The sequence below is a fragment of the Citrobacter sp. W9 genome (genome assembly GCF_026719375.1).
In the GTDB taxonomy this organism is placed as follows: domain Bacteria; phylum Pseudomonadota; class Gammaproteobacteria; order Enterobacterales; family Enterobacteriaceae; genus Citrobacter; species Citrobacter werkmanii.
This window is the reverse complement of sequence record NZ_JAPPTE010000007.1, coordinates 130,151-145,175: the sequence shown is the minus strand read 5'-3', so window position 1 is coordinate 145,175 and position 15,025 is coordinate 130,151. Positions and strand designations below refer to the sequence as shown.

General features: G+C 54.0%; 19 protein-coding genes and 1 pseudogene. 13 read left to right on the top strand and 7 right to left on the bottom strand.

The annotated features are described in order from the left end of the window. Positions 1-2: 2 nt before the first annotated feature. From agaW to kbaY, 6 genes are all read left to right on the top strand, one after another. Entirely contained in the window at positions 3-782 is a 780-nt protein-coding gene (gene agaW / locus OOJ59_RS12795) for a PTS N-acetylgalactosamine transporter subunit IIC (protein WP_268063409.1), read from the top strand. Further along, positions 772-1,650, top strand: a complete 879-nt coding sequence (gene agaE / locus OOJ59_RS12790) for a PTS N-acetylgalactosamine transporter subunit IID (protein WP_038634142.1) — start codon at positions 772-774, stop codon at positions 1,648-1,650. The genes agaW and agaE overlap by 11 nt, the downstream gene beginning before the upstream one ends. Positions 1,651-1,666: 16 nt before the next feature. After that, positions 1,667-2,101 (top strand): PTS galactosamine/N-acetylgalactosamine transporter subunit IIA, encoded by a 435-nt coding sequence (gene agaF, locus OOJ59_RS12785; protein ID WP_160955937.1) that lies wholly within the window; start codon positions 1,667-1,669, stop codon positions 2,099-2,101. Then, positions 2,098-3,231, top strand: coding sequence for an N-acetylglucosamine-6-phosphate deacetylase (nagA, locus tag OOJ59_RS12780; RefSeq protein ID WP_160955936.1), 1,134 nt, complete (start codon positions 2,098-2,100; stop codon positions 3,229-3,231). Before agaF ends, nagA begins: the two co-directional genes overlap by 4 nt. A 300-nt stretch (positions 3,232-3,531) precedes the next feature. Then, positions 3,532-4,686, top strand: a complete 1,155-nt coding sequence (locus OOJ59_RS12775) for an AgaS family sugar isomerase (protein WP_160955935.1) — start codon at positions 3,532-3,534, stop codon at positions 4,684-4,686. Between the two features lie 12 nt (positions 4,687-4,698). Further along, a complete protein-coding gene (gene kbaY, locus OOJ59_RS12770; protein WP_160955934.1) occupies positions 4,699-5,574 on the top strand; it encodes a tagatose-bisphosphate aldolase subunit KbaY in 876 nt (291 codons plus the stop codon). Positions 5,575-5,729: 155 nt separating this feature from the next. Here the strand turns inward: kbaY and OOJ59_RS12765 are convergent, their stop codons facing one another. The 3 genes and pseudogenes from OOJ59_RS12765 to rsmI all read right to left on the bottom strand — a co-directional run bounded on the left by OOJ59_RS12765 (position 5,730) and on the right by rsmI (position 6,967). Continuing rightward, positions 5,730-5,900, bottom strand: a complete 171-nt coding sequence (locus tag OOJ59_RS12765; protein ID WP_233600367.1) for an HTH domain-containing protein — start codon at positions 5,898-5,900, stop codon at positions 5,730-5,732. Continuing rightward, a pseudogene (locus OOJ59_RS12760) lies at positions 5,880-6,101 on the bottom strand (Fic family protein); the annotation flags it as partial. The gene OOJ59_RS12765 and the pseudogene OOJ59_RS12760, both read right to left, overlap by 21 nt. A gap of 2 nt (positions 6,102-6,103) precedes the next feature. Then, a complete protein-coding gene (rsmI, locus tag OOJ59_RS12755) occupies positions 6,104-6,967 on the bottom strand; it encodes a 16S rRNA (cytidine(1402)-2'-O)-methyltransferase (protein ID WP_038634156.1) in 864 nt (287 codons plus the stop codon). A gap of 63 nt (positions 6,968-7,030) precedes the next feature. On the opposite strand from rsmI, the gene OOJ59_RS12750 reads away from it, so the two are divergent. From OOJ59_RS12750 to dolP, 4 genes are read left to right on the top strand one after another with little or no spacing between them, the layout of a single operon-like run. Further along, positions 7,031-9,082, top strand: a complete 2,052-nt coding sequence (locus OOJ59_RS12750; RefSeq protein WP_085048664.1) for a penicillin-binding protein activator — start codon at positions 7,031-7,033, stop codon at positions 9,080-9,082. Beyond that, on the top strand, positions 9,040-9,435 hold the full coding sequence (locus OOJ59_RS12745; protein ID WP_087856882.1) for a YraN family protein: 396 nt from the start codon (positions 9,040-9,042) through the stop codon (positions 9,433-9,435). The genes OOJ59_RS12750 and OOJ59_RS12745 overlap by 43 nt, the downstream gene beginning before the upstream one ends. A gap of 34 nt (positions 9,436-9,469) precedes the next feature. Next, on the top strand, positions 9,470-10,060 hold the full coding sequence (gene diaA, locus OOJ59_RS12740; RefSeq protein ID WP_003024948.1) for a DnaA initiator-associating protein DiaA: 591 nt from the start codon (positions 9,470-9,472) through the stop codon (positions 10,058-10,060). A gap of 9 nt (positions 10,061-10,069) precedes the next feature. Next, positions 10,070-10,645, top strand: coding sequence for a division/outer membrane stress-associated lipid-binding lipoprotein (gene dolP / locus OOJ59_RS12735; protein WP_003024954.1), 576 nt, complete (start codon positions 10,070-10,072; stop codon positions 10,643-10,645). A 93-nt stretch (positions 10,646-10,738) separates the two neighbouring features. On the opposite strand, the gene OOJ59_RS12730 is transcribed toward dolP, so the two are convergent. Further along, positions 10,739-11,374 (bottom strand): NAD(P)H-binding protein, encoded by a 636-nt coding sequence (locus tag OOJ59_RS12730; protein ID WP_038634162.1) that lies wholly within the window; start codon positions 11,372-11,374, stop codon positions 10,739-10,741. A gap of 128 nt (positions 11,375-11,502) precedes the next feature. Between OOJ59_RS12730 and OOJ59_RS12725 the strand changes: the two genes are divergently transcribed. After that, positions 11,503-12,021, top strand: a complete 519-nt coding sequence (locus OOJ59_RS12725) for a type 1 glutamine amidotransferase domain-containing protein (RefSeq protein ID WP_038634164.1) — start codon at positions 11,503-11,505, stop codon at positions 12,019-12,021. Here the strand turns inward: OOJ59_RS12725 and OOJ59_RS12720 are convergent. Then, on the bottom strand, positions 12,001-12,444 hold the full coding sequence (locus OOJ59_RS12720; protein WP_087856883.1) for a YhbP family protein: 444 nt from the start codon (positions 12,442-12,444) through the stop codon (positions 12,001-12,003). The genes OOJ59_RS12725 and OOJ59_RS12720 overlap by 21 nt on opposite strands. Before the next feature lie 52 nt (positions 12,445-12,496). Here OOJ59_RS12720 and OOJ59_RS12715 point away from each other — a divergent pair, with 52 nt between their 5' ends. Beyond that, entirely contained in the window at positions 12,497-12,796 is a 300-nt protein-coding gene (locus OOJ59_RS12715) for a GIY-YIG nuclease family protein (RefSeq protein ID WP_159121508.1), read from the top strand. On the opposite strand, the gene OOJ59_RS12710 is transcribed toward OOJ59_RS12715, so the two are convergent. Both OOJ59_RS12710 and ubiT read right to left on the bottom strand, forming a co-directional pair. Next, positions 12,783-13,286 carry a GNAT family N-acetyltransferase gene (locus OOJ59_RS12710; RefSeq protein WP_003024966.1) on the bottom strand — a complete coding sequence of 168 codons (504 nt, stop codon included), beginning with the start codon at positions 13,284-13,286 and terminating at the stop codon, positions 12,783-12,785. The two genes, OOJ59_RS12715 and OOJ59_RS12710, sit on opposite strands and share 14 nt — an antisense overlap. After that, the gene (gene ubiT / locus OOJ59_RS12705; protein WP_160955933.1) at positions 13,280-13,804 is read right to left on the bottom strand and encodes a ubiquinone anaerobic biosynthesis accessory factor UbiT; all 525 of its coding nucleotides are present in this window, start codon (positions 13,802-13,804) and stop codon (positions 13,280-13,282) included. Before ubiT ends, OOJ59_RS12710 begins: the two co-directional genes overlap by 7 nt. A 220-nt stretch (positions 13,805-14,024) precedes the next feature. On the opposite strand from ubiT, the gene ubiU reads away from it, so the two are divergent. Further along, a complete protein-coding gene (ubiU, locus tag OOJ59_RS12700) occupies positions 14,025-15,020 on the top strand; it encodes a ubiquinone anaerobic biosynthesis protein UbiU (protein WP_006687898.1) in 996 nt (331 codons plus the stop codon). Positions 15,021-15,025 lie beyond the last annotated feature (5 nt).

Sequence of the window (15,025 nt, the reverse complement as noted above, 5' to 3'; positions counted from 1 at the left end):
CAATGGAAATCAGTCTATTGCAGGCTTTTGCGTTGGGTATTCTCGCCTTTATTGCAGGCCTGGATATGTTCAACGGGTTAACGCACATGCACCGCCCGGTTGTTCTCGGGCCGCTGGTCGGCCTGATTCTGGGCGATCTGCATACCGGTATTTTCACCGGGGGTACGCTGGAACTGGTGTGGATGGGTCTGGCTCCGCTGGCGGGAGCACAGCCGCCAAACGTCATCATCGGCACCATCGTGGGGACGACTTTCGCCATCACCACTGGCGTAAAACCGGAAGTCGCTGTCGGTGTCGCTGTACCGTTCGCGGTAGCGGTACAAATGGGTATTACCTTCCTCTTCTCCGTGATGTCCGGGGTGATGGCGCGCTGCGATCGCATGGCGGCGAATGCCGATACAGACGGAATTGAGCGGGTCAACTATCTGGCGTTACTGGCGCTGGGGACGTTCTACTTCTTATGCGCTTTCCTGCCGATTTACTTTGGCGCGGAACATGCCAAAACAGCTATAGATGTTCTGCCGACCCGCCTAATTGATGGCCTCGGCGTGGCAGGCGGCATCATGCCAGCTATCGGTTTCGCCGTACTGCTGAAAATCATGATGAAAAACGTCTACATCCCTTACTTCATCCTGGGTTTTGTCGCCGCCGCCTGGCTCAAACTCCCTGTGCTGGCGATCGCCGCCGCAGCACTGGCCATGGCGCTGATCGATTTTCTGCGTAAATCACCTGAACCTACAGCTCCCGCAGCACAAAAAGAGGAATTCGAAGATGGCATCTAATCAAACGGCTCTGCCGAACGTTTCCGAAACCGAAGAAACGCTGCTGTCCGGCACGAATGAAAACGTCTATGAAGACCAGAATATCGGTGCCGAGCTGACGAAAAAAGATATCAACCGTGTTGCCTGGCGTTCCATGTTGTTACAGGCCTCTTTCAACTATGAACGTATGCAGGCATCAGGATGGTTGTACGGCCTGTTACCTGCACTGAAAAAGATCCATACCAACAAGCGAGATCTGGCGCGTTCAATGAAAGGCCATATGGGCTTCTTCAACACGCACCCGTTCCTGGTCACGTTTGTTATCGGGATTATCCTGGCAATGGAACGCTCCAAGCAGGATGTGAACAGTATTCAAAGTACCAAGATTGCCGTCGGTGCGCCGCTTGGCGGTATCGGTGATGCCATGTTCTGGTTAACGTTATTGCCTATTTGCGGCGGTATCGGGGCAAGCCTGGCGCTACAAGGCTCTATTCTTGGCGCTGTAGTCTTTATTGTGATGTTTAACGTGGTTCATCTTGGTCTGCGCTTTGGGCTGGCACACTATGCTTACCGAATGGGCGTTGCAGCTATCCCACTGATTAAAGCTAACACCAAAAAGGTTGGACATGCGGCATCTATCGTTGGGATGACGGTGATCGGCGCGCTGGTAGCGACCTATGTTCGCCTGAGCACCACGCTGGAAATTACTGCTGGCGATGCTGTAGTAAAACTACAAACAGACGTTATAGACAAGCTGATGCCTGCATTTTTGCCGCTGGTCTACACATTGACCATGTTCTGGCTGGTTCGTCGTGGCTGGAGCCCTCTGCGTCTTATCGCTATTACCGTGGTGCTCGGCATCGTGGGTAAGTTCTGTCACTTCCTGTAAATGTAAGGGGTTGTAGATGTTAGGTATTATTTTGACGGGCCATGGCGGGTTTGCCAGCGGAATGGAAAAAGCGATGAAACAGGTTTTAGGTGAACAGACTCAGTTCATCGCCATCGACTTTCCGGAAACCTCAACCACAGCCTTACTCACCTCGCAACTTGAACAGGCAGTGAGTGAACTGGATGCTCAGCAAGACATCGTGTTTCTGACTGACTTGTTGGGCGGAACACCATTTCGCGTCGCTTCCACACTGGCCATGCAAAGGCAAGGTACTGAAGTGATCACCGGCACCAATCTGCAACTGCTGCTGGAAATGGTACTGGAACGCGACGGCCTGAGCAGCGAAGCGTTTCGTTTGCAGGCGCTGGAATGCGGACATCGGGGGTTGACCAGCCTGGTGGACGAGCTGGGACGCTGTCGCGAGGAAAAACCCGTCGAGGAAGGGATATGATACAGGTGCTACGCGCCAAGCGTCTGCTCACGGAACAAGGCTGGCTGGACGATCATCAGGTGCGTATTGAGGATGGCACCATTAGAGCCATTGAGCCTATCGTCTCAGGCGTGATGGTGCGCGATGCTGAGCTGTTGTGCCCTGCATATATCGATACCCATGTGCATGGAGGCGCAGGTGTCGATGTCATGGATGATGCGCCGGATACGCTCGACAAGCTGGCAATGCACAAAGCGCGCGAAGGGGTAGCCAGTTGGCTACCCACCACCGTCACCGCCCCATTACCAGATATTCACCGCGCATTGAAACGTATTGCCCACCGCTACTATTCCGGCGGGCCTGGCGCGCAGGTGCTGGGGAGTTATCTTGAAGGTCCGTACTTTACGCCACAGAACAAAGGGGCGCATCCGCCTGAGCTCTTCAGGGAACTGGAGCTCAGGGAACTGGATGAACTGATTGCGATTTCCCAACAAACATTGCGCGTCGTTGCGCTGGCGCCAGAAAAAACCGGCGCATTGCAGGCTATCAAACATCTGAAGCAGCGCAACGTACGAGTGATGCTGGGCCACAGCGCAGCCACCTGGGAGCAAACCCGCACCGCCTTTGATGTCGGGGCTGATGGGCTGGTTCACTGCTATAACGGTATGACCGGTTTACACCACCGGGAGCCCGGAATGGTTGGTGCAGGGTTAACCGACTCTCGCGCCTGGCTGGAGCTTATCGCTGACGGACACCATGTCCACCCGGCAGCCATGAAGCTATGCTGCTGTTGCGCAAAAGACAGACTGGTGCTGATCACCGATGCGATGCAGGCAGCTGGTATGCCGGACGGGCGCTATACGCTCTGCGGTGAGGAAGTGGAAATGCGCAGCGGTATAGTGCGTACCGCTTCCGGTGGCCTGGCGGGCAGCACGCTCTCGGTTGATGCAGCCGTACGTAATATGGTCGAGTTCACCGGGATTACCTCTGAAGAGGCGATCCACATGGCTTCGCTCCATCCTGCTCGCCTGTTGGGAATCGATCGCCAACGCGGATCGTTAGCGGTGGGTAAATATGCCGACATTATCGCCCTCAATAGCGGCCTGCATTTGCAGCAGATCTGGATTCAGGGTCAGGCTCTCCCCCTTTAGACCTTTCATTTTGTCTCGTATTGGCCTGCGGTCTTTGATCGCCGGGCCTTTCTTTTCCTTTCGCTTATAAAATTTTGATCCGCACAATCTGCAAGCGACTCTTTAAAGATCAACAAGATAATTACAACCTTCGTTCTCACGATCACAAATTTCGTTTTATTTCATTTTGCATCATTGAACTTTCACTTTCTTTCATATAGATTTTAATCAATCGATCATATGAACAAGTGAAACGAAACGAAAGATAGCGACATTTTGCCAGCGTCTTATGTGGAATTTACGAGACTAAGGACTTAAGTTATGCCAGAAACCTACACCCCTGCTCACGCGTCGACGGGCACCTGGACAGAAGAAGAGATCCGTCAGCAACCCGCTAGTTGGATCCGCTCTCTCGCTAATATCGATAATATTCGATCCGCCATTGATAGCTTTCTCGCGCCATTGTTGCGCAAAAACGATCTGCGGATCGTACTGACCGGGGCGGGTACTTCCGCATTTATCGGCGACATTATTGCTCCGTGGCTGGCAAGCCAAACCGGAAAAAACATCAGCGCCGTGCCGACCACCGATCTGGTCACCAATCCGATGGATTATCTGAATCCCGCACATCCGTTGCTGCTGGTTTCTTTCGCTCGCTCAGGTAACAGCCCCGAAAGCGTTGCGGCTGTGGAACTGGCTAATCAGTTTGTACCTAAGTGTTATCACCTGCCAATTACCTGTAACGAAGCAGGTAGCCTGTATCAAAACGCCGTCGCAAGCGACAATGCCTTTGCACTGTTAATGCCTGCTGAAACGCACGACCGTGGCTTCGCCATGACCAGCAGTATTACCACCATGATGGCCAGTTGCCTGGCGGTATTCGCCCCGCAAAAAATCAACAGCCAGACCTTCCGCGACGTGGCCGATCGTTGCCAGACGATCCTGACTTCACTGGGTGATTTCAGCGACGGCGTATTCGGCAACGCGCCATGGAAACGGATCGTCTACCTCGGTAGCGGTGGGTTACAGGGAGCCGCGCGTGAATCGGCACTGAAAGTCCTGGAACTGACAGCGGGTAAACTGGCGGCATTCTATGATTCGCCGACCGGTTTTCGTCATGGGCCAAAATCGCTGGTTGATAACGAAACGCTGGTAGTGGTCTTTGTTTCCAGCCACCCCTATACACGCCAATACGATCTTGATCTGTTAGCTGAGTTACGCCGCGATCGGCAGGCGCTGCGGGTAGTCGCGATTGCCGCACAAACCGATGACGTGATTGAAGCCGGCCCGCATATCCTGCTGCCGCCTGCCCGCACCTTCATTGATATGGAACTGGCGTTCTGCTTCCTGATATATGCGCAGGTCTTCGCCCTGACACAGTCAATCAGTATCGGTAATACGCCAGATACGCCTTCTGCCAGCGGTACCGTGAACCGCGTCGTACAGGGCGTTGTTATTCATCCCTGGAACGCCTAAAAGGATCGTTTTATGAGCATTATTTCTACAAAATACCTCCTGCAGGATGCGCAAAAAAAAGGCTATGCCGTACCGGCCTTTAACATCCATAATGCCGAAACGATCCAGGCGATCCTGGAAGTGTGCTATGAAATGCAATCGCCGGTGATCCTTGCCGGAACGCCGGGTACGTTTAAACATATCGCGCTGGAAGAGATTTATGCGCTGTGCAGCGCTTATTCCACCAGCTACTGCATGCCGCTGGCGCTGCACCTGGATCACCATGAATCGCTGGACGATATCCGCCGTAAGGTGAATGCCGGGGTGCGCAGCGCCATGATTGATGGCAGCCACTTCCCGTTTGAAGAAAACGTCAAGCTGGTGAAATCCGTTGTGGATTTTTGCCATGCCAAAGATTGCAGCGTGGAAGCTGAGCTGGGCCGCCTCGGCGGCGTTGAAGATGATATGAGCGTGGATGCCGAAAGCGCCTTCCTGACCGACCCGCTGGAAGCGAAACGGTTTGTCGAACGTACCGGCGTCGACAGCCTGGCTGTTGCCATCGGCACGGCACACGGTTTGTACACTAAAACGCCCAAAATCGATTTCCAGCGTTTAGGGGAAATCCGTGAAGTGGTGGATATTCCGTTGGTGCTGCATGGCGCAAGCGATGTTCCTGACGACTACGTCCGCCGCACAATCGAGCTGGGAATATGCAAAGTTAACGTGGCCACCGAACTGAAAATCGCCTTTGCCGACGCGGTCAAAGCATGGTTTGCAGAAAATCCGCAGGGCAACGATCCCCGCTATTACATGCGGGTCGGTATGGATGCGATGAAAGAAGTGGTGCGGAGTAAAATTAATGTCTGTGGTTCAGCAAACAAATTGATGGCTACCTGCGAATTATCGTGACCATCATTATATTCTGCGCGAGTGCTATCTGCGTGTTGTCAGGTAGCGCTCATTGTTCGAATAATAAGAAGGATGCACGCCATCATGACATGTTAAAAACGGCTGCTCATCGTGTGATTCGCGGCATACGCCAGGGTAGAAGGACATCCTGAATGCTAAAGAGATCTTGCTGCTGATAGCAGGTGAAGCGAAGCACAATGCTTTAGCTGCAACGCTTTCAGATACCGCTCTACGGTGCGAGCTGAGATTTCACACTCTTCAGCGATACTTTTGGCAGATCTGCCCGGCTGGTTCGACAAGATTTGTAGAATACGTTTTCCTTCCATCAGAGCGGTGACTTGTTCTGTAGTCAATGAATTATGCTCAATCGCTAAAGAGGCCTGAATGGTGCGAATACGATTTTCTTTGCGCAAAAGAGGAGATGCCCTACCAGCCATCGCGGCCCAATGCCCCATCAACTCACCAATTTCAATGACTTGATTAAGGATCAATGGAGTGACGACGAAAGGTGGTTGGTAGGTGCTCACTCTTACTCCCCCTGCTGGTCCAGCGCGTACTTATACAGCGCATTCTTTTTCACGCCGTGAATTTCCGCTGCCAGCGCCGCCGCTTTCTTCAGCGGCAGCTCTTTTTGTAACAACGCCAGCGTACGCAGCGCATCAGCCGGGAGGTCATCTTCCTGCGCTTTATGCCCTTCGACAATCAGCACCATTTCGCCCTTACGACGGTTTTCATCTTCCTTGACCCACGCCAGTAGTTCGCCGACCGGCGCGCCGTGTATGGTTTCCCAGGTTTTGGTCAGTTCGCGCGCCAGCACCACATAACGGGATTCGCCCCAGACGGCGACCATATCTTCCAGACTATCCAGTAAACGGTGGGTAGATTCATAAAAAATAAGCGTACGCGGTTCTGCCTCAATGGCTTTCATCGCATCGCGGCGGCCTTTCGATTTGGCAGGCAGAAAACCCTCATAGCAAAAACGGTCAGACGGCAGACCGGCAGCGCTCAGGGCGGCAATCGCCGCACACGGGCCAGGCAGCGGCACCACGCGGATACCTGCTTCACGACAGGTGCGCACCAGATGGTAGCCCGGATCGTTAATCAGCGGCGTTCCGGCATCAGAAACCAGCGCGATGTTTTGCCCTTCTTTGAGCTTTGCCACCAGCGTCTCGGCTTTTTGTTGCTCATTGTGATCGTGTAAGGCAAACAAACGGGCGTTAATCGCGAAGTGTTGTAACAATAATCCTGTATGACGGGTGTCTTCAGCGGCAATTAAATCAACGGCTTGTAAAACTTCGAGCGCTCGTTGGGTAATATCAGCCAAATTTCCGATAGGAGTAGGTACAATAAAGAGTTGGCCTTGAGAATTATCCGCCGATTCGTGTTGTTTCATTGTGTCGTCCGTATTGCCGATTTAATATTGAGCATTGCGTAAAAAAATATCACTGGATACAGTATGGTACCCTCAACATTTTCTCGTTTGAAAGCCGCGCGCGCGCTACCAGTCATTCTGGCAGCATTGATTTTCGCAGGCTGTGGCACCCAGGCGCCAGACCAGAGTGCAGCCCATATGCAGGGCACTGCGCAGGCTGATTCCGGCTTTTATCTGCAACAGATGCAGCAAAGTTCAGATGATAGCAAGACCAACTGGCAATTACTCGCCATTCGTGCACTGCTGAAAGAAGGCAAGAGCCAGCAGGCTATCGAATTGTTCAACCAGTTACCGCAGAAGCTAAACGATGCCCAGCGTCGTGAGCAGTCACTGCTGGCCGTCGAGATCAAGCTCGCGCAGAAAGATGTCGCGGGAGCCCAGGCCCTGCTGGATAAACTCACGCCCGCCGATTTCGACCAAAACCAGCAGGCGCGTTACTGGCAGGCGCAAATCGACGCCAATCAGGGTCGCCCGTCGCTGTCGCTGCTGCGCGCCCTGATCGCCCAGGAACCACTGCTTGCCGCGAACGCTAAACAGAAAAACATCGATGCAACCTGGCAGGCGCTGTCGTCCATGACCCAGGAGCAAGCGCAGACGCTGGTCATCAATGCGGATGAAAACGTACTGCAAGGCTGGCTGGACCTCCAGCGCGTCTGGTTCGATAACCGTAACGACCCGGACATGATGAAAGCCGGTATTGCCGACTGGCAAAAACGTTACCCGCAAAACCCGGGAGCAAAACTGCTGCCAACGCAGTTGGTTAACGTGCAGAGCTTTAAGCCAGCTTCCACCAGCAAGATTGCCCTGCTGCTGCCGCTGAACGGTCAGGCAGCTGTATTTGGTCGTACTATTCAGCAAGGCTTTGAAGCCGCGAAAAACATGGGCACTCAGCCGGTAGCCGCTCCTGTTACCGCCGCGCCTGCTGCGGATGCCTCTGCTGTGACGACCACGGATCAGCCGCAAACGACTGACGGTGTTGCCAGCCCTTCTCAGGCGTCAGTAAGCGATCTGACCAACGAGACGCCTGCGCAGCCAGAAGCTACAGCCCCACAGCCAACCGCACCAGCACAACCAACGATCGCCAGCGCGCCGGCAAATCCGTCCGCTGAGTTGAAAATCTACGACACCTCATCGCAGCCGCTGAACCAGATCCTGGCCCAGGTTCAGCAAGATGGCGCCAGCATCGTGGTAGGCCCGCTGTTGAAGAATAATGTTGAAGAGCTGATGAAAAGCAATACGCCATTAAACGTCCTGGCGCTTAACCAGCCTGAGTCCGTACAGAATCTGGCGAATGTTTGTTACTTTGCCCTGTCGCCAGAAGATGAAGCGCGCGATGCCGCACGCCACATCCGCGATCAAGGCAAACAGACGCCGCTGCTGTTGATCCCACGCAGTTCGTTAGGCGATCGCGTGGCTAATGCTTTTGCGCAGGAATGGCAAAAACTGGGCGGCGGCGTCGTGCTGCAGCAGAAGTTCGGCTCCACGGCTGAGCTGAAAATGGGTGTCAACGGCGGCGCTGGTATTTCCCTGACGGGCAGCCCGGTAGCCTCTTCTGTACCTGCGCAGCCTGGCGTGACGATTGGCGGTCTGACGATTCCGGCAGCGCCCACCGATGCGCAAATCACCGGGGGCAGTGGCCGTGTTGACGCCGTGTATATTCTGGCGACGCCGGAAGAAATCGCCTTTATTAAACCGATGATCGCCATGCGTAACGGCAGCCAGAGCGGAGCAACGCTGTATGCCAGTTCCCGTAGCGCGCAGGGAACCGCTGGCCCGGACTTCCGTCTGGAAATGGAAGGCTTGCAGTACAGCGAAATCCCAATGCTGGCAGGCGCTAACATGCCTCTCATGCAGCAGGCGCTTGGCGCGGTGCGTAACGACTACTCGCTGGCGCGTATGTACGCGATGGGTGTCGATGCCTGGTCGCTTGCCAACCACTTCTCGCAAATGCGTCAGGTGCAGGGCTTCGAAATTAACGGCAACACTGGCGCATTGACCGCAAATCAGGATTGTGTGATTAACAGGAAGTTATCATGGCTCAAATACCAGCAAGGACAGGTCGTCCCCGCCAGTTAACGAACAAACAGACCGGTGACGCGTGGGAAGCAGTTGCGCGTGACTGGCTGCATAGCAAGGGACTGCATTTCATCGCCGCCAACGTGCGTGAACGTGGCGGCGAAATCGACCTGATAATGCGTGAAGGCAACACCACCGTATTTGTTGAAGTTCGCTACCGGCGTTCAGCCCAATTTGGCGGCGCGGCGGCGAGTGTGACCCGGAGCAAACAACACAAATTATTACAGACCGCCCGCTTGTGGCTTGCGCGCCACAATGGGAGTTTTGATACTGTGGATTGCCGGTTCGATGTGTTAGCCTTCACCGGAAATGATGTTGAGTGGTTTAAAGACGCGTTCAACGACCGCTCATAGTTGAAGATTCAGAGCCTGGTTCTTAAGGATTAGCGTGTTAGATAGAATTAAAGTCTGCTTTACAGAAAGCATTCAAACTCAGATAGCTGCGGCTGAAGCGCTCCCGGATGCGATCTCCCGTGCAGCCATGACGCTGGTTCAGTCCCTGCTTAATGGCAACAAAATTCTCTGTTGTGGTAATGGGACGTCCGCTGCCAACGCACAGCATTTTGCTGCCAGCATGATCAATCGTTTTGAAACGGAACGGCCAAGTTTACCTGCTATTGCACTAAATACTGATAATGTGGTCTTAACTGCGATTGCCAACGATCGCCTGCACGACGAAGTTTATGCAAAACAAGTCCGTGCGCTGGGACATGCAGGTGATGTTCTGCTGGCAATCTCTACGCGTGGTAATAGCCGCGATATCGTGAAAGCCGTTGAAGCCGCCGTGACCCGCGACATGACAATCGTCGCGCTGACCGGGTATGACGGAGGGGAGCTGGCCGGGTTGCTGGGGCCGCAGGATGTTGAAATCCGCATTCCCTCACACCACAGCGCCCGCGTTCAGGAAATGCATATGCTGACGGTCAACTGCCTTTGCGATCTCATCGATAACACGCTTTTTCCTCACCAGGATGATTAAGGAGTACACATGAAGGCATTTTCGCCGCTTGCTGTGATTATCGCTGCACTGCTGCTGCAAGGCTGTGTAGCTGCCGCCGTGGTCGGAACCGCAGCCGTCGGGACTAAAGCCGCGACGGATCCGCGTAGTGTCGGCACTCAGGTAGACGACGGAACCCTGGAATTACGCGTCAATACGGCGTTGTCGAAAGATGCCCAGATCAAGAAAGAAGCGCGTATCAACGTTAGCGCGTATCAGGGCAAGGTTCTGCTGGTCGGTCAGTCACCAAATAGCGAGCTGTCTGCGCGGGCAAAACAGATTGCAATGGGCGTAGAAGGTACCACTGAGGTCTTTAATGAGATCCGTCAGGGCCAGCCAATCGGTCTGGGCGATGCGTCCAACGATACCTGGATCACCACCAAAGTACGTTCCCAGTTGCTAACCAGCGATCAGGTGAAATCCTCAAACGTGAAAGTCACCACCGAGAACGGGGAAGTGTTCCTGCTGGGCCTGGTTACTGAACGTGAAGCGAAGGCGGCGGCGGATATCGCCAGCCGGGTAAGCGGCGTGAAACGCGTCACGACGGCCTTTACGTTTATTAAGTAATACCGATGCCGGATAGCGACGCATAAGCGTCTTATCCGGCCTACAGGACGTCATCGTTTGTAGGTCGGATAAACGTCAGCGCCACCCGGCATTTTATTTTGCCCTTTCGCGTAGCTCGGAGGAGGTCAGGATCGTAACGCCCTCATCTCCTGGCGCCAGCGCTTCTGCCAGCATTGCCCGTGCAACATCACGCGCTTCAATCGACTTCCAGTTACCCGGCAGCAGCCTGAACAACGGCGCTAAAAACTTCTCATTCGTCCGCTGTTTATCCCGTTCCCCCAGTAGCATCGAAGGCCGGACAATCGTCAGGCGCGGCCATTTCTGCGCGATTAACGCCTGCTCCATTTCCCCTTTCACCCGGTTATAAAAAAACGGTGAATTCGCATTCGCGCCCATCGAACTCACCACCAGCATATGCTGGGCGCCTAACCGGCGTCCCGTCAGGGCGGTGTCCACCACCAGCGTATAGTCAGCGTGGATAAACGCCTCTTTCGAGCCGGCTTCACGCCGGGTGGTTCCCAGACAACAAAAAACGATATCGACCGGATCGGTGACTTGCGCCAGAGCATCAGTTAGCTGCGGATCATGGGGATTATAAACGCCAACCGTATCAGCCAGCGGTCGACGCGTCGGCGCCGTAATGGCGTTGACCCGGGGTTCATTAAGCAGCATACGCAGCAAATTTCCGCCTACCAGCCCCGTTGCGCCTGTTATTAACACCTGACTCATCCTCGCTCCTTTACAGATTTGTCCGTCTTGCACTCTCAGCCTTAGCGACCAGACTTAATAGTTCGTGAGGTAATTATCCGCCAACATGGAAATTCTGCCTCATTCGCAACCAACTCAACGGAGGAAACATGAGCAAGAAGATTGCCGTTTTAATCACTGATGAGTTTGAAGATTCAGAATTTACATCACCAGCAGCAGAATTTCGCCAGGCCGGGCATGAAGTCATCACCATTGAAAAACAGGCAGGCAAAACGGTGAAGGGGAAAAAAGGAGAAGCCAGCGTCACTATCGACAAAGCGATCGAGGATGTGCGCCCTGCCGATTTTGACGCCCTGCTACTGCCAGGCGGTCACTCGCCGGACTACCTGCGCGGGGACGATCGTTTCGTGACCTTTACCCGGGATTTCGTTAACAGCGGCAAACCGGTGTTTGCTATTTGCCACGGTCCACAGTTGCTGATCAGCGCGGATGTCATTCGTGGCCGTAAACTTACCGCCGTGAAACCTATCATCATTGACGTAAAAAATGCGGGCGCCGAATTTTACGATCAGGAAATGGTGAATGATAACGATCAGCTGATAACCAGCCGAACACCGGATGACCTGCCAGCGTTTAACCGTGAGGCATTACGTATTCTCGGGGCGTGAGTCTCGTAGCCAGAGCATTTTTTTGCCAAAGCCCAGCGTGTTGTCCGTAAATTTGACTTCATCCAGCCGAATTTCCCACACGGGTGCGGACAGCATTCTGGCCACCGGGAAGCGGCGATTATACGCTTTACGCGCAACGTCACTCTCCTCCCCCTCAAGACGGCGGATTTCCCCTTTAAACTGTACGCCGCGAATCAGGGCTACCGTTTTGGGCTGGCCGTTTACCGTACCGGCAACAGGCGCACGTGGCCCGGACATCTGAGCATGACGCGTTTTCTCTTCGGTCAGCACATAGAACACCACCTTTTGCGCATCAAACAGGTAAAACGCATTGGCGCACCACAATTCACCATCCTGGTGTACACACCAGGTTACGACGTGCTGTTTTGCCAGCCAGCGGGTCACCGCAGTCAGTGTTTCCATTTCTGTTCTCTTTTATACTGTAGGCCTGAAAATTATCACGTCGATGGTGACAATGACACCCTGGTATCTGTATCTGATCCGTACCGCGGACAACGCTTTATACACCGGAATAACCACCGATGTGGAGCGTCGATATAAGCAACATCAGAACGGGAAAGGCGCGAAGGCGCTACGTGGAAAGGGAGAACTCACCCTGGCATTTGCGGCGCAGGTCGGCGACCGTTCGCTGGCTCTGCGCATCGAGTATCGCGTCAAACAGCTCACAAAGCGTCAGAAAGAGCGCCTTGTAGAGGGCGGAGGGCTTGAGGCTCTGCTGAGCAGCCTGCAAACCCCGGATGTTAAAAACGATTGAAGTGGTCGTGGTATTCCACCAGGCCCGTCACGCCCTCCAGCGCATCGTCCGCCAGGCGATGAACCTGGAACGCGCTTTCGGTGCCCGGCCAGCGGCAACGCAGGTCATGATGTGCAGCCAGCTCAAAGCCAAAGCGGCTGTACAGTGCCGGATCGCCCAGCGTAACCACCGCGGCGTAGCCAAACTCGTTCAGGGAGTCGAGTCCTTCATAGACCAGTTGACGCGCCAGGCCCTGACCACGGTAGTTTTCATCCACTGCGAGCGGCGCCATGCCGACCCATTGCAGATCTTCACCCTGAACATCGACAGGACTGAACGCGACGTAACCCACTACCTGACCTTCGTCATCTGTCGCAACCAAACCCAGCGTTAAGAAACCATCTTCACGCAGGTCGTGCACTAATTTCGCTTCCGCATCGCTCTCAAATGAACGACGCAGCAACGCATCAATACCGGGGGCATCGATGGGAATCTCAACTCGAATCAGCATGGCTCACCTACCGAAGTCTGTTTGGTGTCTGGCGTCGTTTTCATTCCCGCCTCAACAAAATCCGCCAACTGCATCAGCATGACGCGCAACGCTTTAGGCATCTGATCCAGTTCGATGGCGTCCATCAGATTTTTTACGTATAGCCCTAATTCTGTGTCACCTTCAATCACCAGGCGACGCTGGAAGAAAAGCGTATCCGGATCCTGCTTACGTGCAGCAATCATCAGTAAATCGCTGGCGTCAGCGCTAAAACTCACATCCGCATCGGCACTCTGGCTGACGATAAGTTTATCGTTCTCAACAGAGGTATACCATTGGAGGCCAATATCACGCACATGAATACTCAGCCAGCGGCCTTCGAGGAACTCCAGCTCTCCATCAGCCAGCGCCTGGCTAAACTGCCAGATCAGAACCTGCTCCAGGACCTGGCGCTTCAGCGCAAAGGGCGTCAGTTTAACCGGTACACTCATCAGAGAAGGACCAAAATGTACTAAGCGTGAACGCAGTTTATCCAACACGAGCTTTACTCCCTGTTTCAATAGTCCTGCTATTTTGCCATATCCAATAAACGACATAGCGGCATAAATCAACAATTCGATGCGAAATTGTTACCTCTTTATTGCTATCACCAATACGACTTTAACTGCCTCAAATCAAAAATTGTCTCAGCAAGGTTAACTAAAATCCCTCTTCGTTAACATTTCTGCGCCCTTCACGGCGCTACGTTCAGGATAAATTATGGAGCTGCTCTGCCCTGCCGGAAATCTCCCGGCGCTTAAGGCGGCCATCGAGAACGGCGCTGATGCTGTCTACATCGGGCTGAAAGATGATACCAACGCCCGTCATTTCGCCGGCCTTAATTTTACCGAGAAAAAATTGCAGGAAGCGGTGAGTTTTGTCCATCAACACCGTCGTAAGCTGCACATCGCGATTAACACCTTTGCGCATCCGGATGGTTATGCGCGCTGGCAGCGGGCCGTAGATATGGCGGCGCAACTGGGTGCGGATGCACTAATCCTCGCCGACCTCGCCATGCTTGAGTATGCCGCAGAGCGCTACCCGCATATTGAGCGCCATGTCTCTGTTCAGGCATCTGCTACCAACGAAGAGGCGATTAATTTTTATCATCGCAACTTTGATGTCGCGCGCGTGGTGCTGCCGCGCGTGTTGTCTATTCATCAGGTGAAGCAGCTCGCTCGCGTCACGCCCGTTCCACTCGAAGTGTTCGCCTTTGGCAGCCTGTGCATTATGGCGGAAGGGCGGTGTTATCTTTCATCCTACCTGACGGGTGAATCGCCTAACACGGTTGGCGCTTGCTCTCCCGCGCGTTTTGTTCGCTGGCAGCAGACCCAACAAGGTCTGGAATCGCGTCTGAATGAAGTGCTGATTGACCGCTATCAGGACGGAGAAAATGCCGGTTATCCGACACTGTGTAAAGGCCGTTATTTGGTTGACGGCGAGCGCTATCATGCGCTGGAAGAACCCACCAGCCTGAACACGCTGGAGCTGCTGCCGGAGCTGCTGGCGGCCAATATTGCCTCGGTAAAAATCGAGGGACGCCAGCGTAGCCCGGCCTACGTCAGCCAGGTGGCGAAAGTGTGGCGTCAGGCGATCGATCGTTGTATAGCCGACCCACAGAACTATGCGCCACAGGCGGCATGGATGGAAACGCTCGGTTCCATGTCCGAAGGCACGCAGACCACGCTTGGCGCGTATCACCGTAAATGGCAGTGAGAGAA